The following is a 24853-nucleotide window of genomic DNA, read 5'->3' on the forward strand; positions in this document are numbered from 1 at the left end:
TGAGGAAGGGCAAGAGCCCACCATGACTATGACAGATCCTGTCGCAGATATGCTTACGCGTCTGCGCAACGCAAACTCGGCATACCACGATTCCGTGTCTATGCCTTACAGCAAGCTCAAGGCTCGCGTCGCCGACATCCTTAAGGCAGAAGGCTTCATCGCCGGCTGGAAGGAAGAAGACGCGGAGGTCGGCAAGAAGCTGACCCTCGAGCTCAAGTTCGGTCCGAACCGCGAGCGTTCCATCGCCGGTGTTCGCCGTATCTCCAAGCCGGGTCTCCGCGTTTACGCGAAGTCCACCAACCTGCCGCACGTGCTGGGTGGCCTGGGTATCGCAATCCTGTCCACCTCTTCCGGCCTCCTGACTGACAAGCAGGCCGGCAAGAAGGGCGTGGGCGGCGAAGTCCTCGCGTACGTCTGGTAACGGGAAAGGAAGAGAATAATGTCACGTATTGGACGTCTCCCCATCACCGTTCCTGCCGGCGTTGAGGTCAAGGTTGACGGCTCTGTCGTCTCCGTCAAGGGTTCCAAGGGAGAGCTGAGCCACACCGTGCCCAGCCCGATCGAGGTCGCCCTGGAAGATGGCACCCTGACCGTCAGCCGCCCGAACGACGAGCGCGCCTCCCGTTCGCTGCACGGCCTGACCCGCACCCTGATCGCCAACATGATCCAGGGTGTCACCGCAGGCTACGAGAAGAAGCTTGAGATTGTCGGTACCGGTTACCGCGTCCAGGCCAAGGGTTCTGACCTGGAGTTCGCTCTGGGCTACAGCCACCCGGTCAACGTCTCGGCTCCGAACGGCATCACCTTTGCAGTTGAGACCCCGACGAAGCTCTCTGTTTCAGGTATCTCCAAGCAGCAGGTCGGCGAAGTTGCTGCCAACATTCGCAAGCTGCGGAAGCCCGACCCGTACAAGGGCAAGGGTATCCGCTACGCCGGCGAGGTCATCCGCCGCAAGGTCGGAAAGGCTGGTAAGTAACCATGGCCATCGCAATTAACAAGAAGCGTACGAACAAGAGCAAGTCTGCCCAGCGCAGCCGCCGCCAGCTTCGTATCCGCAAGCGCATTTCCGGTACGGCTGTACGTCCTCGCATGGTCGTCAACCGTTCGGCCCGCCACGTATTCGTCCAGGTTGTCGATGACACCAAGGGCCTGACCGTGGCAAGCGCCTCCACCCTGGAAGCCGACCTGCGCGCGTTCGACGGCGACAAGACCGCCAAGGCCAAGCGCGTCGGCGAGCTCGTTGCCGAGCGTGCCAAGGCTGCCGGCATCGAAGCTGTCGTCTTCGACCGCGGTGGTAACAAGTACCACGGCCGGATCGCCGCCGTCGCTGACGGCGCACGTGAAGGTGGGCTGGCACTGTGACCGAAAATAACGAAAAGGACACTCAGGTGACTGAAGCTGTAGCTGCTCCGGCAACCGAGACCGCTGCGCCTGCTACCACCGACGACCGCCGTGGCGGTGCCCGTCGTGGCGAGCGTGGCGACCGCGGCCAGGGCCGTGGCGACCGTGGTGGCCGTGGTGGCCGCGACGGCGGCCGCGAAGCGGAGAAGAGCCAGTTCGTAGAGCGCGTCGTAACCATCAACCGTGTTTCCAAGGTCGTCAAGGGTGGTCGTCGCTTCAGCTTCACCGCCCTCGTCGTCGTCGGTGACGGCAACGGTATGGTCGGCGTCGGCTACGGCAAGGCCAAGGAAGTTCCCGCCGCCATCGCGAAGGGCGTTGAAGAGGCCAAGAAGTCCTTCTTCCGCGTTCCCCGCATCGGCAGCACCATCCCGCACCGCGTTCAGGGTGAGGCCGCCGCAGGCGTCGTCATGCTGCGCCCGGCGTCGGCTGGTACCGGTGTTATCGCCGGTGGTCCGGTCCGCGCGGTCCTGGAGTGCGTGGGCATCCACGACATCCTCTCCAAGTCGCTCGGTTCCTCCAACGCCATCAACATCGTTCACGCGACCGTTGACGCGCTGAAGCGCCTCGAAGAGCCGGCAGCAGTGGCAGCACGCCGCGGCCTGCCCCTCGACGAGATCGCGACGCCGGCAATGGTGAAGGCGATCATGAACCAGAAGGCAGGTGTCTGAGTCATGGCGAAGAACCTGATTCCGTCCGACGCTCAGTTGGAGATCACCCAGATCAAGTCCGCCATTGGCGGCAAGCAGAACCAGCGCGACACCCTTCGGTCCCTCGGCCTGAAGCGGATCGGACACACCGTTGTCCGCACCGCCGATGCCGTGACCGTTGGCATGCTGAACACGGTTCCGCACCTGGTAAAGGTAGAGGAGGCGAAGTAAATGGCCGAGAAGAACACCGCCGAGAAGGCACAGGGCGCTGCTGAGAAGCAGAACGCGCTGAAGGTTCACCACCTGCGTCCCGCCCCGGGTGCCAAGACCGCCAAGACCCGTGTTGGTCGTGGTGAGGGCTCCAAGGGTAAGACCGCCGGTCGTGGCACCAAGGGCACTGCAGCCCGCTACCAGGTCAAGGCTGGCTTTGCCGGCGGCCAGCTGCCGCTGCACATGCGCCTGCCGAAGCTGCGCGGCTTCAAGAACCCGTTCCGGGTTGAGTTCCAGGTTGTAAACCTGGACAAGCTCAACGAGCTGTTCCCGGAAGGTGGCACTGTCACCGTGGAGAACCTGGTCGAAAAGGGCGCCGTTCGCAAGAACCAGCCCGTCAAGGTGCTGGGCACCGGCGACATCACCGTCAAGGTTGACGTCACCGCCCACGCATTCTCGGCCAGCGCCGCGGAAAAGATTGCCGCAGCCGGCGGAAGCACCACCGCACTCTAAGGAGGCGGCGGGGCTGATGCCCGTTGCATAAAACTCCCGGTACCCTGGGGCTCACGCCTCCGGGGGCCGGGAGTTTTTTCACGCCCGGACACCCTGTCGATTGTTCGCAGGGAGCTTCCAACCGCTAGACTCGGTTGTTGGGTTTGTTTGACCTATCTCACACGATTTTACTTATTACACAGGAGGACGCTTGCTTAGCGCATTTGGCCGGGCCTTTCGCACGCCTGATCTGCGACGCAAGTTGTTGTTCACGCTGGGAATCATCACCATCTTCCGCTTGGGTGCCTTCATCCCCTCGCCCGGTGTGAGCTACCAGAATGTCCAGCAATGCTTGCAGAACGGTCAGACCTCGGGCGGGATCTACCAGCTCGTCAACCTGTTCAGCGGCGGTGCACTGCTCCAGGTCTCCATCTTTGCCCTGGGGATCATGCCCTACATCACCTCCAGCATCATTGTGCAGCTGCTCCGCGTGGTCATCCCGCGGTTCCAGCAGCTCTACGAAGAGGGTGCCTCCGGCCAGTCGAAGCTGACCCAGTACACCCGGTACCTGACAATCGCCCTGGGTCTGCTGAACGCCACGACGCTGGTGTCGCTGGCGCGCTCCGGCCAGCTGCTGCCGAACTGCCAGCTGCCGATCATCCCGGACTCGAGCATTATCACCACCATCCTGATCGTCATCACCCTGACGGCCGGCACCGGCCTGATCATGTGGATGGGCGAGCTCGTGACCGAGAAGGGCGTGGGCAACGGCATGTCGCTGCTCATCTTCACGTCAATCGCCGCCGGCTTCCCGACGTCCCTCGGCGCCATCTGGAAGGCGCAGGGACCCGGCACGTTCTTCCTGGTGCTGCTGATCGGCCTGCTGACCGTGGCCTTGGTGGTCTTCGTCGAGCAGTCCCAGCGCCGCATCCCGGTGCAGTACGCGAAGCGCATGATCGGCCGCCGCACCGTGGGCGGCACCAGCACCTACATCCCGATCAAGGTGAACATGGCCGGCGTCGTGCCCGTCATCTTCGCCTCGTCGATGCTGTACCTGCCGGGCCTGATCGCACAGTTCAACGCGCCCAAGCCGGGCGAGCAGATGGCCCCCTGGGTTGAGTGGATCAACAACAACCTGACCAAGGGCGACCACCCGATCTACATGGCCCTGTACTTCGCCCTGATTGTGTTCTTCACGTACTTCTATGTTGCGATCACTTTCAACCCTGAAGAAGTTTCTGACAACATGAAGAAGTACGGCGGCTTCATTCCGGGCATCCGTGCCGGCAAGCCGACCGCGGACTACCTGCAGTACGTGCTTTCCCGGATCACCTTGCCCGGCGCGATCTACCTGGGCTTCGTTGCCCTGATCCCGCTCATCGCCCTGGTCCTGATCAACGCCAACCAGAACTTCCCGTTCGGTGGCACATCGATCCTGATCATGGTGGGCGTCGGCTTGGAGACCGTCAAGCAGATTGATGCGCAGCTACAGCAGCGTCACTACGAAGGGCTTTTGCGATGACGAGAATGTTGATTATCGGACCTCCCGGCTCCGGCAAGGGAACGCAGGCGGAACGCATTTCGGAGCGCCTCGGCGTCATTGCGATCTCCACCGGCGACATCTTCCGGGCCAACGTCAAGGGCGAGACGCCGCTCGGCCTCGAAGCCAAGAAGTACATGGACGCCGGCGACTTCGTCCCGGACAGCGTGACCAACAAGATGGTCCGCGACCGACTCTCCGAGGGCGACGTCGAGGCAGGGTTCCTGCTGGACGGATACCCCCGCACCACCGCCCAGGTGGACTACCTCGACGGGATCCTGGCCGACAACGACCAGAAGCTCGACGTCGTCCTGCAGCTCACTGCCGACGACGAGGAGCTCGTCACCCGGCTCCTGGGCCGCGCCAAGGAAACCGGCCGCAGCGACGACAACGAAGCCGTCATCCGCCACCGGTTGGACCTGTACCACGGCCAGACCGAGGCGGTCGTCAACAAGTACGCCGAACGCGGCATCCTGACCCGCGTCGACGGCATCGGCGGCATCGACGAGGTCACCGACCGCGTCATGCAGGCCATCAAGGCAGCACAGTCCGCCTAGGCCCGCCGCAAACCGTTGAGGCTCCTCCCGCACTGCCGGGAGGGGCCTCAGGCATTTGTCCGCCATCCCGCCAGGGGCGGCGGCACCACCGAGAGGACGCAGAGTATGGCATTCGGCCAGACGCGCATTGAATACAAGACCAACGCCCAGATGCGGACCATGCAGGAGGCCGGCCTGGTGCTGAGCCGGGCGCTCGACGCCGCCGTCGCCGCGGCCGTCCCCGGCGTCACCACCAAGGACCTCGACGCCGTCTTCGCCGGCGTCCTGAAGGAAGCCGGGGCCACGTCGAACTTCCTCGGGTACCACGGCTTCCCCGCCACCATCTGCACCTCGGTCAACGAGGAGGTCGTGCACGGCATCCCGGGAGACCGGGTGCTGAACGACGGCGACATCATCTCGATCGACGGCGGCGCGATCGTTGACGGCTGGCACTCGGACTCGGCCCGCACCGTGATCGTCGGCACCGCGGACCCAGAGGACCAGCGCCTCTCCGACGTCACCGAGGAAGCCATGTGGCGGGGGATCGCGGCCCTGGCGAAGGGCAAGTTCGTCGGCGACATTGGCAACGCCGTCGACGACTACGTCTTCTCAGTCCCGGGCAAGCCGCTGGGCATCCTCGAGGATTACGTGGGCCACGGCATCGGCTCGGCCATGCACATGCCGCCGGACGTGCTGAACTACCGCACCAGCCACCGCGGGCCCAAGATCCGTCCCGGACTGTGCCTGGCGATCGAGCCCATGCTGGTGCGCGGCAGCATCGACACGGCAGTGCTGGAGGACGACTGGACCGTCGTCACCACCGACGGCGCCCGCTCGTGCCAGTGGGAGCACTCCGTGGCCGTGCACGATAAGGGCATTTGGGTCCTCTCCGCACCCGACGGCGGCGCCGCAAAGCTCGCCCCGCTCGGCGTCGTGCCCGTTCCCATTCCCTAACGTCCCGTGACCCAGGGGGTGCCGCCGCGTCCCCGGTGACACAGAAAAAGCCCTGGTACTGCGGGATTTCCCGCAGCACCAGGGCTTTTGCGTGTCGCCGTCTGGCGCTAGCTCTTCAGCTTCGGCTTGACGTCCTTGGTGTAGATCCCGTCGAGGGTGGTCTTCAGGTCCGTCATGGTGGCCTTGACGTCGCCCTGCTGGGTCAGGATCTTGGCAGCGGCCTTGGCCATTTCCTGGTCCGCGCCGGGCAGGAACACGCGGGCGTTGTCCTGGACGTGGGTCACGGCGAGCTGGTCCATGGCGGTCTTGATCTGCGGGGTCTTGGCGAGCACCGCGGTCATGTCCGCGGACTTGCGGATCGGCATGTAGCCGGTGGCGGCGGAGAAGGCCGCCGTGCTCTCCGGCTCCGTCATGAACTTCAGGAACGTCGCGGCGGCCATCTGGACTTCCTTGCTGACACCGCTAGGGATGCCCAGGCCGGCGCCGCCGGTGGGGCAGACGCCGGTGTCCTTCTTCGGGCCGCCCGGCAGGAAGCCGACGCCCACGTTGAACTTGGCGGACTGCAGGACGCCCAGCAGGTCACCGGTGGAGGAGATCGTGGCGGAGGCGATGCCGGCGGCGAAGTCGTCGGCGGCGTTCTTGGACGAGACGCCGGCCCACTTGTCCTTGTAGACGGAGTCCTGGGCCCACTGCAGGGCCGCCACGGACTCGGAGGAGTCGCAGTTGAGGTCCCAGCCGTTGGACCAGCTGCCGCCCCAGCCCCAGAGGTTGTTCTGCAGCGTCCAGCCGGCGTAGCCGGCCAGTGCCGGGTACATGTAGGAGTAGCTGGCGCCGGAGGCGGCCTTCAGCTTCGGGGCCCACTCGCCGAATTCCTGCCAGGTTTTCGGTGCCCGGTCCGGCAGGCCCGCGGCCTTGAAGTGGTCCTTGTTGTAGTAGAACAGCGGGGTGGACCGGCCGTAGGGGAGGGCCCACTGCTTGTCGTTGTACTTGTAGTCATCGACCAGCGACTTCTGGAAGTCGTCCATCTTGAAGTCCAGCTGCTTGATCAGGCCGTCGAGCGGGATGATGTTGCCGTTGGTGTAGTAACGGAACCACCAGACGTCGGAGAGGACCACCAGGCCGGGCAGGGCGGACTTGGCCGCCTGGGAGGTCTGAAACTTCTGGGCGATCTCCTCGTAGTTGGCACCGGCGGTGATGAGGTTGACCTTGATGTCCGGGTACTTGGCCTGGAACTTGTCGATGATGGCCTTCTCGACGTCCTGGGACTTGCCCGGGTGGCTGGTCCAGAAGTCGAAGGAGCCGGCCGGCTTCACACCGGTGAAGTCGATGTCGGATGCGCCGGTGGTGGCGCCTCCGCCGCTGGTGGACGGTCCGCCGCAGGCGGCCAGGGCCGCGGCACCGGCGCTGGCGCCGGCGAGGCCAAGGAAGTTACGGCGGTCGAGTTTGGGGGCCATGATGGTTCCTCTCGGGAAAGGTTGACTCGATTGAAGCGTGGTGGAACGGGGAAATCGGGTGGGGCCGTAGGGCGGGCCGGGCCGGCTACCCGGTGACGCTGCCCTGGGTGAGGCCGGCGACGATGTACCGCTGCAGCGCCGCGAAGACGAGCAGGATGGGGACGATCACCAGCATGGCGCCGGCCATCAGGATGCCCCAGCCCGCGCCGTTGCCCTCAGAGTTCTGCAACAGGGTCAGGCCCACCGGCAGGGTCATGGTCTCGGGCCGATCGGTGATGATCAGCGGCCAGATGTAGTCGTTCCACTCGCTGACGACGGTGACGAGCGCGACGGTGGCGATCGAGGGCAGGGACACCGGGGCGACGACCTGCCAGAGGCGGCGCCAGTGGCCGGCGCCGTCGATCTCCGCGGCCTCGAGGATGGACCCGGGGAGGGTCAGGAAGTGCTGGCGCAGCAGGAACGTGCCGAACGCGGTGCCCAGGCCGGGGAGGATGATGCCCCAGAGGGTGTTCTTCCCGCCAATTCCGGCGATCAGGATGTAGTTCGGCAGGATGGACACCTGCGGCGGCACCATCAGGGCCACGAGGATCACGATGAAGATGACGTTCTTGAACGGGAACCGGACAAACACCAGGGCGTAGGCGGTGAGGATGGCCAGGATGACCTTCACCGTGGAACCGACCGTGGTGACGATCAGGCTGTTGATGAAGAACTGGCCGAACGGCACGGTGGTCATGGCCACCTTGTAGTTCTCCAGGTTGAAGCTCTGCGGCAGGATTTTCAGGTCTGTGGTGACGATCTCGCCGGGAGTCTTGAGCGAGCTGAGCATCATCCACAGCAGCGGGACGACGACGACCAGGGTGGCGAGGATCAGCGGCACGTAGCCGCCGACGATCGTCTGGACCAGGTTGGCGCGGGAGAACGGGCGGTTCCGTTGCGGCGGCAGGTCCTGGTTCGCGCCTGCCGCGGGGGCGGCCCCGGCCGCCGGATCGGGACTGACGGGGGAGAGCGTGCTCATGAGTAGTGCACCTTACGTTCGACGAACCGCACCTGCAGCACGGTGATGATGAGCAGGATCGCGAAGAGGATCACGGAGATGGACGCGGAGTAGCCGGCCCGGTTGTAGGCGCCGAAGGCCTGCAGGTAGGCCTCGTAGATCAGCGTGGAGGTGCCGTTGCCCAGCGGGGTCATGATCCGGATCAGGTCGAACGCCTGCAGGGAGCTGAGCAGCGTGGTGATCAGGAGGAAGAAGGTGGTCGGGGAGAGCAGCGGCACGGACATGCTGACGAAGCGGCGGAAACCGTTGGCGCCGTCGAGGGACGCTGCCTCCATGACGTCCTTGGGCAGCGACTGCAGCCCGGCGAGGTACACCACGGCGCAGTAGCCGAGGTTCTTCCAGATGTAGACGATGATGACCATGACCAGCGAGAGCTGCGGGTCGTTAATCCACTGGGGGCTCTGCTGGCCGATGCCGCGCAGCAGCCAGGAGAGCACGCCGTAGCCCGGGTCGAAGATGAACAGCCAGACCAGGCCGACGCCGACGCCGCTAAGGACGTAGGGGGCGAAGACGGCGGAGCGGGCGAAGGTGGTGCCGCGGACCTTGGCGTTCAGGGCCAGGGCCACCAGCAGCCCCAGGATCATCGAGCCGCCGACGGTGACGACCGTGAAGACCGCCGTGGTGCCGAGCACGTTGGGTGCATCGGCGCTGGTGAAGAAGTTGATGTAGTTGTCGAAGCCGACGACGGTCGCCGAGGCGGAGCCAAGCGTCCAGTCCAGCGTCGAGTAGTAGATGTTGTTGATCAGCGGCAGATAGGTGAACACCGCGATCAGGGCCAGGTTGGGCAGTGCCAGCGCGAGAAATACGAAGAAGTCCCGGCGGGTCCTGGCGGACCAGCGTCCCCTGCGCCGGGCCGGTGCGACGGCCGCGGCGGTAGCCGCAGGCCTGTCAGTCAATTGTCTTGTCATGGTGCGTCTCTAACGGATCCAGGCCTGCCACTGGCAGGCGTTCGGGCGGGGGATCAACATACACTTCATCACACACTTGATGGGTGGAACCCCGCACAAGGCCCCGTCAGAGCTTTGTTATGCCAGGCTTCCTTGCCCGTTTACCTTCTGTTGGTTGCAGTATTCCACACCGTTCGCCTGTGGTCAGGGATGCTCGGATTGGCAAACCGGGCACCAATTCCGCCCGGCCCGGCGCACAATGGAGCCATGACGGGGATCACGGATGTACCGGGGATCAAGGTGGGCCATGCGGGCCGCCGCGGCGGGGGCTGGCTGAGCGGGGTGACGGTGGTGCTGCCGCCAACCGGGACCACCGGCTCGGTCGACGTCCGCGGCGGCGGACCCGGCACCCACGAGACCGACGCCTTGGACCCCACCACCCTGACGGCCACGGTCGACGCCGTCGTCCTCACCGGCGGCAGCGCGTTCGGCCTTGCCGCCGCTCACGGTGCGCAGCGGTGGTGCGAGGAGCAGGGGAGGGGATTAGCCGTCCCCGGCGGGGTGGTTCCGATCGTGCCCGCCGCGGCGATCTTCGACCTGGGCCGGGGCGGCGACTTCGGCGCCCGCCCGGACGCGGCCATGGGCTACGCGGCTACCGCGGACGCCGCCGCCCGTCCGGAAGGGCACGACGTCGAACGCGGCAACGTCGGCGCCGGCACCGGAGCCCTGATCGGCCGGGGATCCTACAAAGGGGGAGTTGGCACAGCCTCCATCACCCTGGACAACGGCGTCGTCGTAGGGGCCATAGCCGTAGTAAACGCGCTGGGGTTACCTTTTGGCACATCGCCGACGCGGGTGGAACCCGGCAGCGTGCGTCTAAGCGACGAAGGAGCGAGCACGCAGAGGGTTGCGCCCGTGCCGGCGGAAGCCAGCCACGGCCCGGAGGGCGCGCAAGCGCCGCAGCTGCCGCCCCTCAACACGACCCTCGTCGTCGTCGCCACGAACGCCATCCTGGACAAGGCCGAGTGCAAGCGCACGGCCTCGGCGGCGCATGCCGGCCTGGCACGGGCGCTGAACCCGAGCCATACCCTGGCCGACGGGGACACGGTCTTCTGCCTCGCCACGGGCGCCCTCGCGCTGGACCGCGACACCGACGCGGCGCGGCAGCTGAGCCTGATCACGCTGCAGAGCGCGGCGGCGGACGCCGTGCGCCTGGCGATCCTGGACGGGGTCGACGCCGCGGTCGACGAGACCACCCCGGCGGGCCGGTTTCGTGCATACCGTCGCTGAGTGCGCTAGCATGACTGGATTTAACATTCGGCCTTCGATGCCGTAATGTTGACTGTTGGTTGTCTGCCCTGCTGTGCCCTTTTGGGGAGCGGTAGCCGGGAGGCAAGCAAGAAATCACAAACGTTCGCGGCCGCATCCGGTGCAAACCGGGGTGCCGCGGCAACAACAGTTAGCGGAGGGTATGGCCAAGAAGGACGGGGTCATTGAGATCGAGGGCGTTGTGACCGAGGCGCTGCCCAACGCGATGTTTCGCGTTGAGCTCACCAACAAGCACATCGTTCTGGCACACATCTCTGGAAAGATGCGACAGCACTACATTCGGATCCTCCCCGAGGACCGCGTAGTGGTGGAACTGAGCCCTTACGACCTGACACGTGGTCGTATCGTCTACCGCTACAAATAACCACTGGACGGCCGTGGCATCAGCCAGGGTCCGGGCCAGCTGACCACTGCAACACGCAAAGGAACGCCATGAAGGTCAAGCCGAGCGTCAAGCAGATCTGCGAAAAGTGCAAAGTGATCCGCCGTAATGGCCGGGTCATGGTGATCTGCGAGAACCCGCGCCACAAGCAGCGCCAGGGCTAATTCTCCCCTTCGGAGAACCCCGGGTTGCTAACCCACGCAAGTAAATAAAGGGCAGCACAAGCTGATCTGGGACATTGAGCACCAACGAGTCCGGACAGCTAACCCCCGGTCGGAGGCTGGGGCCGCACACACCGTGCGGGTGTACTGCCTACGACCTCCGGTTTATTCAAGGAGTACCGCCACTATGGCTCGTCTCGCTGGCGTAGACATTCCCCGCGAAAAGCGGCTGGAAATTGCGCTTACTTACATCTACGGCGTGGGCAAGACCCGTGCACACGAAACCCTGGCTGCCACCGGCATCAGCGCCGACGTTCGGGTCAAGGACCTGACCGACGCCGAACTGGTTCAGCTGCGTGACTACATCGAAGGCAACTACAAGGTTGAGGGTGACCTTCGCCGCGAGGTAGCCGCCGACATCCGCCGCAAGGTCGAGATCGGCAGCTACGAAGGCCTGCGTCACCGCAAGGGCCTGCCCGTACGCGGTCAGCGTACGAAGACCAACGCTCGTACCCGCAAGGGCCCGAAGCGCACCGTCGCCGGCAAGAAGAAGGCCGGACGCTAAAACCCATGTGCCCCCTGAGATCGCTTCGCGATTGCAGGGAACCAGGCATTTGTGGGCCGACAGCGTTCGCTTCCCCCAAATAACTTTCTGTAGGAGAAATAATGCCCCCGAAGACTCGTGGCGCGGTTCGCAAGCCGCGTAAGAAGGACAAGAAGAATATCGCGCTGGGCCAGGCGCACATCAAGAGCACGTTCAACAACACCATCGTGTCCATCACGGACCCGTCCGGTGCTGTCATCTCCTGGGCCTCGTCCGGTGAGGTTGGGTTCAAGGGCTCGCGTAAGTCCACTCCGTTCGCCGCTCAGATGGCCGCCGAGGCCGCTGCCAAGCGCGCCCAAGAGCATGGCATGCGCAAGGTTGACGTTTTCGTCAAGGGACCGGGCTCGGGACGCGAGACCGCCATCCGTTCGCTGCAGGCTGCTGGCCTCGAGGTTGGCTCCATCCAGGACGTCACCCCCAGCGCCCACAACGGCTGCCGCCCGCCGAAGCGCCGCCGCGTCTAGTGCTTTGCCGTGCTTGCCCGGACCGTCGCCGGTCCGGGCAAGCGCCGCGGCGTTAAGCCATTAGACCGATCTTTCCACCACCTGTGTTGCGTCATATAGCGGATGCTCGCCGAAAGGAAACCTAAGTGCTCATTGCACAGCGCCCCACCCTCTCCGAAGAGGTCGTCTCCGAAAACCGTTCCCGCTTCATCATCGAACCGCTGGAACCGGGCTTCGGCTACACCCTCGGTAACTCCCTCCGCCGTACCCTGCTCTCCTCCATCCCCGGTGCCTCTGTCACGAGCATCCGGATCGATGGCGTGCTGCACGAGTTCACCACGGTTCCGGGTGTCAAGGAAGATGTCACCGAGATCATCCTGAACATCAAGAACCTGTCGGTTTCCTCCGAGCACGATGAGCCGGTTGTCGCTTACCTGCGCAAGCAGGGCCCGGGAGTCGTCACCGCCGCGGACATCGCTCCGCCGGCCGGCGTCGAATTCCACAACCCGGATCTGCACATCGCCACGCTGAACTCGAAGGGCAAGTTCGAACTCGAACTGACCATCGAGCGCGGCCGCGGCTACGTGTCGGCAGCTCAGAACAAGTCCGGCGACTCCGAGATCGGCCGCATCCCGGTCGACTCGATCTATTCGCCGGTGCTGAAGGTGACCTTCCGCGTGGAAGCTACCCGTGTCGAGCAGCGCACCGACTTCGACAAGCTGATTGTCGACGTCGAGACCAAGCCGGCCATCGCCCCGCGCGATGCCGTTGCCTCGGCCGGTACCACCCTGGTGGAACTGTTCGGTCTGGCCCGCGAGCTGAACACCGCAGCTGAAGGTATCGAGATCGGCCCGTCGCCGACGGACGCTGCCCTGGCAGCGGACATGGCACTGCCGATCGAGGATCTGGACCTCACCGTCCGTTCCTACAACTGCCTCAAGCGTGAGGGCATCCACACCGTGGGTGAACTCGTTGCCCGCTCCGAGGCTGACCTGATGGACATCCGTAACTTCGGTGCGAAGTCCATCGACGAGGTCAAGGCAAAGCTTGTTGAGCTGGGTCTGTCCCTCAAGGACTCCCCTCCCGGTTTCGACCTTGCAGCCCGTGCCGCAGCCATCGAAGAGGACGACGCCGCGTTCAGCGACGACGAGCTCTAAAACAGATCTTGGCCGGCGGGCCGGACGCACCGCAGCGTGCACGGTCCGCAGGCTTCCATATGAGGAGAAATAGTTATGCCTACCCCCACTAAGGGTCCGCGCCTCGGAGGCGGCCCGGCTCACGAGCGCCTCATGCTCGCGAACCTCTCTGCCGCACTGTTCGAGCACAAGCGCATCACCACCACGGTGACCAAGGCCAAGCGCCTGAAGCCGTACGCCGAGCGTCTGGTGACCTTCGCCAAGCGCGGCGACCTGGCTTCCCGCCGTCGCGTGCTGGGCCTGATCAGCAACAAGGGCGTCGTCCACGAGCTGTTCACCGACATCGCGCAGGCGATGGAGAACCGCGACGGCGGCTACACCCGCATCACCAAGATCGGCAACCGTAAGGGCGACAACGCCCCCATGGCTGTCATCGAGCTGGTCCTGGAGCCGGTTTCCGCCAAGCAGGCCGTGGTTGCCGAGGCCACCACCGCCGCCAAGCGCGACGCCGACAAGAAGGACGAGGCTGCTCCGGTTGCCGAGACCGAAGCCGCTGAGACCGAAGAGGCCCCCGAGGCCGAGGCAGCAGCAACCGAAGAGGCTCCGGCCGCCGAGGAAGCTCCCGCCGAGACCGAGAAGGAAGCGAAGTAATTCGCTGACCGCCTTCTTATAGACTTAGGTCTATGAACGAGCACGAACCCGCTGTCCCCCTTACCGGGGACGGCGGGTTTTTGCGTATCCGGCTGGACCTCTCCTACGACGGGGCGCCGTTCAGCGGCTGGGCGCTCCAGCCCGGCCTGCGCACCGTCCAGGGCGTCCTGGAGGAGGCCCTGGCCCTGTTGCTGCGCCGTCCGGTCCGGGTCACCGTGGCTGGACGGACCGACGCCGGCGTGCACGCGCGCGGCCAGGTGGTGCACTTCGACATGGCTGCCGCCGAATGGGCCGGGCTCCCGCGCGGCGCCGGGCTGGATCCGGCCGCGGCGTTGCTGCGCCGGCTCCGCGGCGCCCTCCGCCGGGGCATGGGGGACCTCGCCGGGGCCGTCGAGGTACACCGCGCGGCGCTGGCGCCGGAAGGCTTTGACGCCCGCTTCAGCGCGCTCTGGCGCCGCTACAGCTACCGGATCGCCGACGGCACACCGCGGTGGGACCCTGTCACCCGGCACGCCACGCTCTGGCACAAGACGGCCCTGGACACCGACCTGTTGAACGAGGGCGCCGCGCCGCTGCTGGGGCTGCAGGACTTCCGTTCCTACTGCAAGCCGCGGGAGGGCGCCACCACTATCCGCGAGCTGCAGCGCTTCGAGTTCACCCGCGGGGCCGACGGCGTCATCGTCGCGACCATCCAGGCGGATGCCTTCTGCCACAACCAGGTCCGGGCCCTCATCGGTTCGGCTCTGTTCGTCGGCGCCGCCGAGCAGCCCCCGGGCTGGCTCTACGAACGGCTGCTGGCCCGGCAGCGGGACGCACGCTCCGTCCTGGCCCCGCCGCACCCGCTCATCCTGGAAGAGGTGGCCTACCCCTCGGCGGAAGGGCTGTTGGCCCGGGCGGAGCTGACCCGCGCCCGGCGCGAGTAGCGCCTTTCCCCGGCGGCTCCCGATCTTCGGTTGGCAGGCCGCGGCTAGAAGGAGCGCGGCGGCCCGTCCGCCGGCAATTCGACGGTGAAGGTGCTGCCGTGGCCCGGGCGGGTGCGGCAGGTGATGGACCCGCCGTGTCCCTCCACGATCGCCTTGGTGATGGACAGTCCCAGCCCGGCCCCGGGGATGGCACCGTCGCGCACCGCCGGGCTGCGGAAGAAGCGGGTGAACACCCTGTCGGCGTCGGCGGCGGTCATCCCGATCCCGGTATCCCGGACCTGGAGGACCACGCGGCCCTCCGCGGCGCAGCCGGAGACCGTCACGGATCCGCCGTCGGGCGAGTACTTGATGGCGTTGGAGACCAGGTTGTCGAGGGCCTGGCTGATGCGCAGCGGATCGACGTTCGCCCACAACGGCTCCCGGGCCTCCATCGACAGGGACACCCGGGCCGCTTGCGCGTGGGCCTGGGCGGAGCCGATGCTGGCCTCCACCAGCCCGGCGAGGTCGGTGCGGCGGGGCTGCAGCTGGACGGCGGCGCTGGCGGTAACCAGCAGGTCGGAGACCAGGGCCAGCAGCCGCTCGGCGTTGCGCTGGGCCACCTCAATGCGGCGCAGCACGGACGGCGGCAGCTCCTCGCCGAGGACAAGGTCCAGGTTGCCGATGATGGAGGTCAGGGGCGTCCGGAATTCGTGCGAGACGGTGGCGACGACGTCGTCCTTGGCGGCCAGGGCATTCACCAGCCCCGTGACCTCGTTGTAGACCACGACGGCGCCGCCGAAGCCGCCATCGTCGTCGCGTAGCGGCCGGGCGCCAGTGGAGACCACCCGGCCGGCGGGGGCACCGCCGAAGCAGACCAGGTGGTCGGCAAAGGATTCCCCTGCCATGGCACGCCGGATGGGCCGCCGTTCGGGCTGGAGCGGGGTCCGCTGGTCCGCCCCGGTCAGCAGCAGGTGGTCCTCCCAGCCGCGGTGCACGGCGGTGCTGGCCCCCTGCGGCGCGGCGCCCGCCTCGAGCCGGCTCTGCCAGCTGTTGGTGAGCAGCCGCCGCCCCTCGGCGTCGACGGCCACGATCCCCACGTCCACCGTGTCCAGGATGGTGTTCAACAGCCGCTCCCGCTCCCGGCTCTCGGCCAGCAGCGCCTGCAGCTGTGCTTCCTTCGAGTCCACACGGCGCTGCTGGCGGGCAAGCTGGCCCTTGACGAATTCCATGGCCACCGCCACGGCCAGGGTGGTCAGGGACAGCAGGGCGACGGTGGCGATCCGGCCGGGGCTGTCGTCGGGGCCGGCGTCGAAGAACCACGGGAGGCCGGCCAGCAGCGGGCCGAAGAAGCTCAGGGCGGCGGTGATGGCGGGGGAGAGCCGGGAAGAGGCGAGCCAGACCACAGGCAGGACGGACAACACCCCGAGGCCCGGCAACTCCTCGGCCGCGGCGACCCGGCTCAGTCCGATGGCGGCGAGATCAAGCACCGGAATCCACAGGGTTGCCAGGGGCGGGAGGCGCTCCCAAGGGACCACCAGGCAGGCAAGGAAGAGCGCGGCGTGGGCGGCGACGGCGGCCTGGCCCCAGCCGCTGTAGAGGTGCAGGTCCCACGCCGAGGGTGCCGCAGCGAGGCCGGCGGTCAGCAGCAGAGTGAGGGGAAGCTGAGAGGTTAGGACGCGGAGCCGGGTGTGCAGGATGGTCGGGCGGCGGGGCACCCGCACGTCATGAACCAGCCGCCACTCACCCAAAGACCAACGCTCCTCTCACGAAGCTTGAGTTTACAGTTGTGTCAAAATAAATTGACATAAAACATACGAAGATTGCTGAACAAAAATGTGCCGGAGCCCGGGATTCGGTCCCCGGCTGGGTATGGTGGCAGGACGTGCTGCGGGTCTTTGGCGCGGCGGCGCCCCGCCTGACGGAGGTACCCCGGGCCGGTGGCGGCGGTGGAAGCGGAACTGCAGCGGATGTGAGGGTGGCATGACAGACCTGGGCGTGGCCGTGGTCGTAGAAGACGACGCCGATGTGCGGAACCTCGTCGAGGCCGTGCTGCGGCAGGCGGGCTTCGAGGTGCATTCCGCATCCGAGGGCCGCGAAGGCGTCGACGTCGTCCGCCGCGAGGATGCCCAGGTGGTCACCCTGGACGTGGGACTGCCGGACATTGACGGCTTTGAGGTCCTGCGCCGCATCCGCCAGTTCAGCGACGCATACGTCGTCATGCTCACGGCCCGCACCGACGAACTCGACACCCTGACCGCACTCCACACGGGTGCGGACGATTTCCTCACCAAGCCCTTCCGGCCGCGCGAACTCCGCGCCCGCGTGGCGGCCATGATGCGCCGCCCACGCCGGGACAACGGCGGAGCCGTGGCGGCGCCTGCACCGGCGCCGGACAACGTGCTGCGCCACAACGGGCTGTCGCTGAACCCGGACATGCGCTCCGTGACGGTCGACGGCGAGCCGCTCTCCCTGACCCGCAGCGAATTCGACCTGCTGCATGCGCTCCTCAAGGGCGCCGGCGCGGTCCGGTCCAAGACGGACCTGGTCCGCGTGGTACGGGGGGAGTACTACCGGGCCGACGCGTACATCAGCGATTCCGACGAGCGCGCCGTCGAGGTCCACATCGGCAACCTGCGCCGGAAACTGGGCGAGGACGCCGTGCAGCCCCGCTGGCTGCAGACCGTCCGGGGTGTGGGCTACCGGCTCGCGCCTGCGCAGCCCTAGCACTCCATCAGGATGTAGCTGAACTGCAGTTCCTGGACGGTTTCCCGGCCCCGGGACGCGACCTCGCCGAGCCTGCCCTCGGCCTCCGCCAACAGGCCTTCCCTGACCAGGCCTTCCAGCTCCGTGGCCAGGGCGGCCAGGCGCAGGCCGCCGACCATCGAGGACGAGGTCTTCACGCTCAGCACGGCGTCGAGGGCAGCCGTCGCGTCCCGGCGCGTCAGAGAATCAGCCAGGGAGGCGTAGCGCTGCTCCCACATCAGGGCGTAGTCGCGGGCAAAGCCTCGCGCGACCGTCGCACTGTTGAGCTGTTCGCCCAAGTCCTGGAGGGCTCCCGGGTCCATCAGGGGTGCCGCCGCGGGCCCCGGCCGCGCGCCGTCGTCGGACGTGACGGCAGTGGTCGCGGCCCCCGACGCCGGGTTTTCGGGGATGGCAGCTGAAAGAGACATGGCACTACGGTACCCGCTTGACCGGGCGGCCGTCCGGGCGCCCGATGATCCTGCGCAAACCCTGAGGGGAACCTTGTCGGGCCCGAAGGCGCCCGCCACGCGCGGCGTCAGTGGCCGCTGAAGGTGTTGATCGCGTTGATAACCGCGGGGCCCAGGATGGCGATGAAAAGCACCGGAAAGATGAAGAACAGCAGCGGGAACAGGATGGTCACGGGCAGTTTCATGGCCTTCTCCTCGGCCCGTTGCCGGCGCTTGACGCGCATGACCTTCGCCTGGATCCTGAGCACGCGGCTGATGGCGATGCCATAGGTGTCCGCCTGCACCACGGCCTGGACGAAGCTGCGGAGTTCGGGGATGCTGGTGCGCTCGGAGAGGGCCTGATACGACTCGCGGCGGCTGCGACCCACCTGCATGTCCTGCAGAGTGCGGACCAATTCCTCCGCCAGGGGTCCCTTGCCGTTCTCTCCGGCCCGGGCCATGGCGCCCTCGAAGCCCAGGCCCGCCTCGACGGAGATCAGCATCTGGTCCAGCGTGTTGGGCAACTCCAGTTGCATGGCCTTTTGACGCTCCTGGCCCTTGCTGTACAGCAGCAGATCTGGGATGAAGTAGCCCAGCAGTATCACGAAGAGTCCCACGAGCTTGAGCATGGGCGCGGGGGCGCTGGCGAACCACAGCCCCAGCAGGGCACCGACGGCGCCGAGCAGCGGCTTCGCGGCGAGCACCCGGCCCAAGGGCAGCGACGCCGGCCGGCCGGCGAGGGCCAGCAGGTGGTCGAGTTTGCGCACGTAAGCCGGGGGAGTGAGGCGGCGACCCAGCCGCTCCAGCACGTCACGTTTGCGCGTCTCGGTGGCCTCTACGGGTGCGGTACCGAGGGCGAGCATCTGGCGGATGGCGCGCTGGGATTTCCGGTCCACCGAGAGCACGGACCAGGACAGGTAGGACAGGGGCAGGCAGATCAGCAGCAGCCCGGCGAGGAGGATGGCGTTCACGGCGGCCTCAGAACTTCAGGTCGATAATCTTGCGCATCCACAGACCGCCGATGGTCATCAGGATGACGGACGCGGCGATCATGCCCCAGCCGAGCGGGTTGGTGAACATGACGTTCATGTAGCCGGGGTTGACCAGCATCAGCATGAGCACGATGCCCACGGGCATGGCCATCAGGATGTAGGCGGAGAATTTGCCTTCGGCGGCGAGGGACTTGATGTGGCCCTTGATCTCGCTGCGCTCGCGGATGGTCTCGTTGACCTGGTCGAGGACTTCCGCCAGGTTGCCGCCGACCTCGCGGTTGATTTGGATGGCCTGGGCGATCCAGACGAAGTCCTCGTTCTGCATCCGGTCCGCGGTGTCGGTCAGGGAGTCGAGCAGGTCACGGCCCAGCGAGGTTTCCGTGATGATCCTGCGCATCTCTTCGGCGGTGGGGCTTTGGGATTCGTTGCCAGCCGCGTCGATGGCCCGCAGGATGCTGTGCCCGGCGCGCAGGCCGCCGGAGAGCAGCTGCAGGGTGTCGCCGAGCTGGTCATCGAACCGGGAACGGCGGCGGCCGGCGAGGAAGGTGAGGACCAGGTGACCCGCCACCGGAGCGAGAAGGACCAGGAGGACCGCCAGGAGGGGGCCGCCCACCAGGAGGCCGGCCAGGGCTCCGACGAGTGCGCCGGAGAGCAGCAGCACGTAGAAGTCCCCCTGTCCCAGGCGGAGACCGGCCTGCTCGAGGGCCTCCCGGTTGAAGAGCCGGACCTTGCGGCGTGCGAAGAAGCCCTCGGCCAGGCCCGCGGCGGATCCGGCGAAGCGGCTGAGGGAGGACTCCGCGGCGACCTGTACCGGCCGCCGTCGGTCCAGGGGTACCCGGGACGCACCGGGGGCCACGACGGCGACGGCGAGGAGCAGGATGGCGGCGACCAGGAGGGCGACGCCGGCGTACAGAGTCACGGTCCGGGTCACCCCCGTCCGGCGGGGGCCAGCGGCGTCGCGAACACGCTCGGCGAGACAAAGATGCCGAGGTCCTCGAAGCGGTCGATGAAGCGGGGGCGGATGCCTGTGGCCACCGGTTTGCCCAGGAAGCGTCCATGGGCGTCGACGCCGGCGGAGTAGTCGAAGACGAAGGCATCCTGGAGGGTGACGATGTCCCCTTCCATGCCCTGGACCTCGGTGACGTGGGTGATGCGCCGGGAGCCGTCACGGAGCCTGGAGATCTGCACGATCAGGTTCACCGCGGAGGCGATTTGTTCGCGGATGGCGCGCAGGGGCAGGTCCATCCCGGCCATCAGGACCAGCGTCTCCAAGCGGGCGACGGCGTCCCTGGGGGAGTTGGAGTGGACGGTGGACAGTGATCCGTCGTGGCCGGTGTTCATGGCCTGGAGCATGTCCAGGGACTCGCCACCGCGGACCTCGCCGACGACGATCCGGTCCGGCCGCATACGCAGGGAGTTGCGGAGCAGGTCGCGGATAGTGACCTCGCCCTTGCCCTCGGTGTTCGGGGGACGGCTCTCCAGCCGCACCACGTGTTCCTGCTGGATCTGCAGTTCCACGGCGTCCTCGATGGTGACGATCCGCTCGTCGTGGGGCAGAAAGGAGGACAGGACGTTGAGCAGGGTGGTCTTGCCGGTACCGGTGCCGCCGGAGACGATGATGTTCAGCTTGGCCCGGACGCAGGCGTTGAGCAGCTCTGCCATCTCCGGGGTGAGCGTGCCGAACTCGATCAGGTTCTGCACCGTCAGGGGGATCTTGCTGAATTTACGGATGGTAAGCGAGGACCCGCCGACGGCCAGCGGCGGGATGACGGCATTGACGCGGGAGCCGTCCTCGAGTCGGGCGTCCACCAGGGGCGAGGACTCGTCGATGCGGCGGCCCACCTTGGAAACGATCCGCTCAATCACCTTGCGCAGGTGCTCCTCGGAGCTGAACCGCGAGTCCGTGAGCGTGAGCTGACCCTTGCGTTCCACGTAGATCTGGTCCATCCGGTTGACCATGATTTCGGTAACGGCCGGGTCGTCCAGGAGCCGTTGGAGCGGCCCGTAGCCGAGGACGTCGTCGGCGACGTCGCGGACCAGCCGGCCGCGTTCCTCTGCGGACAGCGGGACCTGTTCGGCGTCGACAATGCGGATCAGTTCGTCCCGGGCGGTAGCCCGCAGCTCTTCCTCCTTCACGGCGGAGTCGCTGAAGCGGGTCCCCATCCGCTCGAACAGGGCGGTGGCGGCACGTTCCTTGAGTGCGGCGAAGGCGTCAACTGGCTGGGCTCCGCGGCCGCCGTCGTGGTGCTCACCGAGGGCGTGCGACGGCGCCGCCGCGGAGAGGCGGGAGGGCTCGTGGCGTTCCGTTGCAGTGTGCCCGGAAGCAGCGTCGAGGGCGGAGCCGCCCCCGATCTGCGTCGGCAGCGGATGACCGTGGGCAGGGGACAAGTGCGGCGCCGGGGGAGCCGGCTGCGGGGCTGCCGGGACGTGGCCGCCCTCTGCCGCCGAGAGGCGTTCGGAGAGTTTCATTTAGACGACCACCCTTCGGTGCAGTTTCTTTTGGGCCTTGGCACGCCAGGCCGGATCGAACCGGGCGACCAGCTGCCGCAACCCCTTCACGGCGGGGTCCCGCCGGGCGTCCTGGAGGACGGGGATACCGCGGTTGGTGGAGTAGGCCACGGCCTTGGACCGGGGGATGCTCACGTCCACCGGGGCGCCGATGGTGGCCTCCACGTCCTGGACGCTGAGGCCGGACTTCGCATCGGCCATGTTCAGCACGACGTGCCGGGTCTCGGGCAGCAGGTCCAGCCGGCGGAGGATGTCCAGGCCGGAGCGGAGGCCGCGGATGCTGGGGACGTCCATGGCGCTGACCCAGACGACATCGGTGCACTGCTCCAGCGCTGCCAGCCCCACCTCCGGCAGCCCGGGCGCCGTGTCGATGACGACGTATTGGAACTGCTCGGCAAGCTGGGCGATCAGGCGGCTGACCTGCTGGGGGGTGATGCTGTCCGCCTCCACCGGGGTCCGCGGAGCGCACAGCGCGTAGATGCTGCTGGGGTGCACGGTGAGGAAGGCCTTGAGGACCAGGGAATCCTGGCTGGCGGAGGCAGAAACGGCGTCCGTGACGGTGTGTTCGGGGTTGAGGTAAAGGCCTGAGGCGATGTCGCCGAACTGCAGGTCCAGGTCCACCACGACGACGCTCATCGGTGCGACCTTTCCCAGACCGATGGCGATGTTGGTGGCGATGGTGGTTTTGCCGACGCCGCCCTTGGGGGAGAAGACCCCGATCACCAGGCCGCGCGGGGCGTCCGGGTTTTGCACCGCGGCGGTGCGGTTGCGGCTGGCGTAGGACTGGCAGGCCCGCTCCAGCAGCACCCGGATCTGTGCCGGGTCCGCGGAGGGGCTAAGGACGTCGCGGATGCCGGCGCGCATGGCGAGCAGGACGACGTCGGGGTCCGCCTCCCCGACCAGGATGACGCTGAGTTCGGGCAGTTGGACGTCGAAGACCGTGGCGAGCCGGAGCGCGTCCTCGGCCGGGACATCGGGTCCGAGGATCAGCACCTCCGGGCGTTCCTGGTCCAGCTTGGCGAAGAGTTCGCCCGGGTTGGCGGGGTCGACGGCGGCAAAAGTCTGGACGCCGCCTGTCAGTCCGCCGCCGACGGCCCGCCGAAGCCGCGCGTCGAAGTCGGTGTTGGGGGAGATGAGGACGAAGCGGCTCACTTGTATACCTCCGGACGGGTGATGATCCCGGGACGGCCGCTGTCCGTGGCGTCGAGCGGTTCCCGGCTCAGCCAAATGCTCGCCACTTCGGTGAAGTTGGAGGCGTAGACAATCTTCGTCGCGTCCACATCGTTGACCGCCACGGTCACGATCATTGAGCCGACTGGCAACGAGGTGTCGGCGGTGGGTGCCGAGGGGCCGCTTGGCGAAGGCTGGGGGCTGGGCGTGGCGACCGGGGCTCGTTGTACAGCAGTGACGAGGGCCTTGTGGACAGTTAGCTGTGTGGTCTCCTTGTCGCTTTTGCCCTCGATTCCGCCGTTTTTGAGATTGATGAATACACCGACGTGGTCACCGGCAGCTATGCGGCCGCCGACCACTCGCTGCGGCTCTAGCTGGAAGGAGACTTCCTGGAGACCCTTGGGAACATCGACGGCGCCGCTGGTCTTCAGTTCCTCGGGCTGGATCAGCCGCTCCGCCACCAGCTGCTCGCCCGGCAGCAGCTCCGCGGAGGTCACTTTGCCGCCCTGGCCATCAAGATTCTTCAGGGCCGACTTCGAGACGGCCGTGCCGGGCAGCTCCTGGGTTGCGAGGAAGGCCTGCAGACTCGCGGTCGGCGTGCCGGCGGGGACGGTCTTCTGCACTACCAGGACACTGACGGGGTTTAGGTCCTGGACGGCGCGGCTGTCCGCGCCCTGGGCGTAGCTGATAACGAGGACGGCGCCGACAATGGCGAGAACGACTGCCGCGACGCCTGCCAATAAGCGTGACTTCAAAAACTGCTCCTGAACCGGTGAGGGGGATGGCGAGGTACAAAGTGCTACTGGGTAAGGCGGACTATTGTGGCGCCGTTGGCGTCGACGGGACCCAAGGTGAAGCCATCCGCCAGGGAAACGTATTTGATGAAGCTGCCAATGATGCCGCGACAGTTGCCGTCGCAGGCCACGGCAGCGGTGACGGTCGGCGTCGTATTTTGGAAGGTGTCCGGGAGCGTACTGTTGCCACTGAACTTCCAGCCCTTGACCTTGAACGCGGCGAACGTCGTCAGGCCGTAGATGGCGCTGTTGCCGGTACCGGTGACGCGGTTGAAAACGGGAAGCAAAACGATGACGTCCTTGCCGGCGGTGATGTCGGCGGCCCAGCTGTTCAGCGTGGCGGCGCAGATGGATGGGGAATTGTTGCCCGGGTCGCTCCCGCTCTCGGCCGCTGCGAGGTCGATCAGCCCGCCGCACACGCCAGGATCGCTGACCAGCCAACCAAAGCCGCCGGCCACGGCGGCTCCGGAGGGTCCGTAGTTGCAGTCCGGGTTGGCGTTGCTGCCGTGGTCCTGCAGCAGTTGCAGCGTGCCGTCGACGTGTCCCTGCACCTGGCAGATCGAGAAGGCGACCGGGAAAGGCATTGGGCCCTTGATCGGACTGCCCCAGGTGACGCTCGACGTGGCATAGACCTCGGCGGAGCTATAGCCGAGGGCGCGGGCCAAAAACAATGAAACCTGGTTGGGCGCCTTGCCCGCTTCCTGGGATCCGGCGGCGACCGTGACAGTGCGGTTTGTCTTGTCCAAGAGCAGCGACTTGATATTGCTTAGCCCGTCGCCGGCATTGCCGTTAGCCAGCCCCTGTGCCAGCACCGAAGTGGTGGAACAGTCGGCGTCGTTGATGTCCTTGGCGCACTTTTGCGCAACGGCCAGCGCGGCGGCGTCGGAACCGTTACGAAGCTGGGTTCGCTCGGCGTACAGCATGCCAACGTCGACAGCCAGCGCGCCGAAACCCAGCAGAACCACCATCAGAATCGCAACCATGATGGCGATCCCGCCGCGCTCACGGTTCGCGCTAGGGACCGGACCAGCTAACCTCCGCACAGCATGACTCCTTTGCCTTCCATCGGGAACGGCCCGGCAATGCCGGTCAAGGTGGAGAGCGTGTAGGTGATCTTGACCGTGACCTGCGCACCGGACGTACAGGGGGTGGGGCTGATGGTGATGTTGGTATCAGCCAGGGCCGGCTGCAATGCGGCAGCAGCGTTTTTGACTGCCGTTTTGGCGGCGGTGCTGTTGTTATTGATGGCCATTACCCGGACGCCTTCGCGGGCCGCGCTGGAGAGAGCGATCTGCACGTTGTAGGCGCGGCCGAATTCCATGATTCCCAACAGGATCATGACCAGGACCGGGGCCAGCAGGGCGAACTCCACTGCGACGGCACCCCGTTCGCTTGATTTGGACATGGGACCGCCT

Annotated in this window: 30 protein-coding genes; 18 read left to right on the forward strand and 12 right to left on the reverse strand. The window is 66.5% G+C overall.

The window, feature by feature from the left end:
- Nucleotides 1-22 precede the first annotated feature (22 nt).
- The 9 genes from rpsH (at nt 23) to map (ending at nt 5780) form a co-directional block, all read left to right on the forward strand.
- Nucleotides 23-421, forward strand: a complete 399-nt coding sequence (rpsH, locus tag AB0305_RS13365) for a 30S ribosomal protein S8 (protein WP_018769139.1) — start codon at nt 23-25, stop codon at nt 419-421.
- An 18-nt stretch (nt 422-439) separates the two neighbouring features.
- Nucleotides 440-976 (forward strand): 50S ribosomal protein L6, encoded by a 537-nt coding sequence (gene rplF, locus AB0305_RS13370; protein ID WP_290255924.1) that lies wholly within the window; start codon nt 440-442, stop codon nt 974-976.
- A 2-nt stretch (nt 977-978) separates the two neighbouring features.
- Nucleotides 979-1362, forward strand: a complete 384-nt coding sequence (gene rplR, locus AB0305_RS13375; protein ID WP_290255923.1) for a 50S ribosomal protein L18 — start codon at nt 979-981, stop codon at nt 1360-1362.
- Between the two features lie 26 nt (nt 1363-1388).
- Nucleotides 1389-2069: a 30S ribosomal protein S5 gene (gene rpsE, locus AB0305_RS13380; RefSeq protein WP_290255922.1), complete on the forward strand. Its 681-nt coding sequence runs from the start codon at nt 1389-1391 to the stop codon at nt 2067-2069.
- Nucleotides 2070-2072: 3 nt separating this feature from the next.
- The gene (gene rpmD, locus AB0305_RS13385) at nt 2073-2279 is read left to right on the forward strand and encodes a 50S ribosomal protein L30 (protein ID WP_056626615.1); all 207 of its coding nucleotides are present in this window, start codon (nt 2073-2075) and stop codon (nt 2277-2279) included.
- Nucleotides 2280-2771 carry a 50S ribosomal protein L15 gene (gene rplO, locus AB0305_RS13390; RefSeq protein WP_364133347.1) on the forward strand — a complete coding sequence of 164 codons (492 nt, stop codon included), beginning with the start codon at nt 2280-2282 and terminating at the stop codon, nt 2769-2771.
- 190 nt (nt 2772-2961) lie between these two features.
- Nucleotides 2962-4272, forward strand: coding sequence for a preprotein translocase subunit SecY (gene secY, locus AB0305_RS13395; RefSeq protein WP_290255920.1), 1311 nt, complete (start codon nt 2962-2964; stop codon nt 4270-4272).
- A gap of 5 nt (nt 4273-4277) precedes the next feature.
- Nucleotides 4278-4847 carry an adenylate kinase gene (locus AB0305_RS13400; RefSeq protein ID WP_290255919.1) on the forward strand — a complete coding sequence of 190 codons (570 nt, stop codon included), beginning with the start codon at nt 4278-4280 and terminating at the stop codon, nt 4845-4847.
- A gap of 105 nt (nt 4848-4952) precedes the next feature.
- Entirely contained in the window at nt 4953-5780 is an 828-nt protein-coding gene (gene map, locus AB0305_RS13405; RefSeq protein ID WP_364133342.1) for a type I methionyl aminopeptidase, read from the forward strand.
- Between the two features lie 107 nt (nt 5781-5887).
- Here the strand turns inward: map and AB0305_RS13410 are convergent, their stop codons facing one another.
- From AB0305_RS13410 to AB0305_RS13420, 3 genes are all read right to left on the reverse strand, one after another.
- A complete protein-coding gene (locus tag AB0305_RS13410; protein WP_364133340.1) occupies nt 5888-7234 on the reverse strand; it encodes an ABC transporter substrate-binding protein in 1347 nt (448 codons plus the stop codon).
- Nucleotides 7235-7319: 85 nt separating this feature from the next.
- Nucleotides 7320-8252 carry a carbohydrate ABC transporter permease gene (locus AB0305_RS13415; RefSeq protein ID WP_290255916.1) on the reverse strand — a complete coding sequence of 311 codons (933 nt, stop codon included), beginning with the start codon at nt 8250-8252 and terminating at the stop codon, nt 7320-7322.
- The gene (locus AB0305_RS13420) at nt 8249-9199 is read right to left on the reverse strand and encodes a sugar ABC transporter permease (RefSeq protein WP_364133336.1); all 951 of its coding nucleotides are present in this window, start codon (nt 9197-9199) and stop codon (nt 8249-8251) included. Before AB0305_RS13420 ends, AB0305_RS13415 begins: the two co-directional genes overlap by 4 nt.
- A 246-nt stretch (nt 9200-9445) precedes the next feature.
- Between AB0305_RS13420 and AB0305_RS13425 the strand changes: the two genes are divergently transcribed.
- The 8 genes from AB0305_RS13425 to AB0305_RS13460 all read left to right on the forward strand — a co-directional run bounded on the left by AB0305_RS13425 (nt 9446) and on the right by AB0305_RS13460 (nt 14807).
- Nucleotides 9446-10468 (forward strand): P1 family peptidase, encoded by a 1023-nt coding sequence (locus tag AB0305_RS13425; protein ID WP_364133334.1) that lies wholly within the window; start codon nt 9446-9448, stop codon nt 10466-10468.
- Nucleotides 10469-10649: 181 nt separating this feature from the next.
- Nucleotides 10650-10871 (forward strand): translation initiation factor IF-1, encoded by a 222-nt coding sequence (gene infA / locus AB0305_RS13430; protein WP_009358723.1) that lies wholly within the window; start codon nt 10650-10652, stop codon nt 10869-10871.
- A 68-nt stretch (nt 10872-10939) separates the two neighbouring features.
- The gene (gene rpmJ, locus AB0305_RS13435) at nt 10940-11053 is read left to right on the forward strand and encodes a 50S ribosomal protein L36 (protein ID WP_009358722.1); all 114 of its coding nucleotides are present in this window, start codon (nt 10940-10942) and stop codon (nt 11051-11053) included.
- A gap of 184 nt (nt 11054-11237) precedes the next feature.
- The gene (gene rpsM / locus AB0305_RS13440; protein WP_011775569.1) at nt 11238-11615 is read left to right on the forward strand and encodes a 30S ribosomal protein S13; all 378 of its coding nucleotides are present in this window, start codon (nt 11238-11240) and stop codon (nt 11613-11615) included.
- A gap of 101 nt (nt 11616-11716) precedes the next feature.
- A complete protein-coding gene (rpsK, locus tag AB0305_RS13445) occupies nt 11717-12118 on the forward strand; it encodes a 30S ribosomal protein S11 (RefSeq protein ID WP_066436904.1) in 402 nt (133 codons plus the stop codon).
- Between the two features lie 125 nt (nt 12119-12243).
- Nucleotides 12244-13254, forward strand: coding sequence for a DNA-directed RNA polymerase subunit alpha (locus tag AB0305_RS13450; protein ID WP_290255912.1), 1011 nt, complete (start codon nt 12244-12246; stop codon nt 13252-13254).
- Nucleotides 13255-13329: 75 nt separating this feature from the next.
- Nucleotides 13330-13884, forward strand: coding sequence for a 50S ribosomal protein L17 (gene rplQ, locus AB0305_RS13455; protein ID WP_290255911.1), 555 nt, complete (start codon nt 13330-13332; stop codon nt 13882-13884).
- Between the two features lie 32 nt (nt 13885-13916).
- Complete coding sequence (locus AB0305_RS13460) at nt 13917-14807, forward strand: tRNA pseudouridine synthase A (RefSeq protein ID WP_364133331.1); 891 nt, start codon at nt 13917-13919, stop codon at nt 14805-14807.
- A 44-nt stretch (nt 14808-14851) separates the two neighbouring features.
- Here AB0305_RS13460 and AB0305_RS13465 read toward each other — a convergent pair whose 3' ends face one another.
- Nucleotides 14852-16501 carry an ATP-binding protein gene (locus AB0305_RS13465; RefSeq protein ID WP_366173162.1) on the reverse strand — a complete coding sequence of 550 codons (1650 nt, stop codon included), beginning with the start codon at nt 16499-16501 and terminating at the stop codon, nt 14852-14854.
- 265 nt (nt 16502-16766) lie between these two features.
- Between AB0305_RS13465 and AB0305_RS13470 the strand changes: the two genes are divergently transcribed.
- Nucleotides 16767-17510, forward strand: coding sequence for a response regulator transcription factor (locus tag AB0305_RS13470; RefSeq protein WP_290255908.1), 744 nt, complete (start codon nt 16767-16769; stop codon nt 17508-17510).
- Here the strand turns inward: AB0305_RS13470 and AB0305_RS13475 are convergent.
- The 8 genes from AB0305_RS13475 to AB0305_RS13510 form a co-directional block, all read right to left on the reverse strand.
- Nucleotides 17507-17956, reverse strand: coding sequence for an Hpt domain-containing protein (locus AB0305_RS13475; protein ID WP_364133325.1), 450 nt, complete (start codon nt 17954-17956; stop codon nt 17507-17509). The genes AB0305_RS13470 and AB0305_RS13475 overlap by 4 nt on opposite strands.
- 107 nt (nt 17957-18063) lie before the next feature.
- Nucleotides 18064-18945: a type II secretion system F family protein gene (locus AB0305_RS13480; protein ID WP_290255905.1), complete on the reverse strand. Its 882-nt coding sequence runs from the start codon at nt 18943-18945 to the stop codon at nt 18064-18066.
- Between the two features lie 7 nt (nt 18946-18952).
- On the reverse strand, nt 18953-19885 hold the full coding sequence (locus AB0305_RS13485; RefSeq protein ID WP_290255904.1) for a type II secretion system F family protein: 933 nt from the start codon (nt 19883-19885) through the stop codon (nt 18953-18955).
- Nucleotides 19886-19893: 8 nt separating this feature from the next.
- On the reverse strand, nt 19894-21435 hold the full coding sequence (locus AB0305_RS13490; protein WP_364133322.1) for a CpaF family protein: 1542 nt from the start codon (nt 21433-21435) through the stop codon (nt 19894-19896).
- Entirely contained in the window at nt 21436-22626 is a 1191-nt protein-coding gene (locus tag AB0305_RS13495; protein WP_364133320.1) for an AAA family ATPase, read from the reverse strand.
- The gene (locus tag AB0305_RS13500) at nt 22623-23399 is read right to left on the reverse strand and encodes an RcpC/CpaB family pilus assembly protein (RefSeq protein ID WP_364133317.1); all 777 of its coding nucleotides are present in this window, start codon (nt 23397-23399) and stop codon (nt 22623-22625) included. The genes AB0305_RS13495 and AB0305_RS13500 overlap by 4 nt, the downstream gene beginning before the upstream one ends.
- 44 nt (nt 23400-23443) lie before the next feature.
- Nucleotides 23444-24481, reverse strand: coding sequence for a TadE/TadG family type IV pilus assembly protein (locus AB0305_RS13505; protein WP_364133314.1), 1038 nt, complete (start codon nt 24479-24481; stop codon nt 23444-23446).
- Entirely contained in the window at nt 24469-24843 is a 375-nt protein-coding gene (locus AB0305_RS13510; RefSeq protein ID WP_364133312.1) for a TadE/TadG family type IV pilus assembly protein, read from the reverse strand. The genes AB0305_RS13505 and AB0305_RS13510 overlap by 13 nt, the downstream gene beginning before the upstream one ends.
- Nucleotides 24844-24853: the final 10 nt, after the last annotated feature.

The organism is Arthrobacter sp. NPDC080086 (assembly GCF_040702285.1).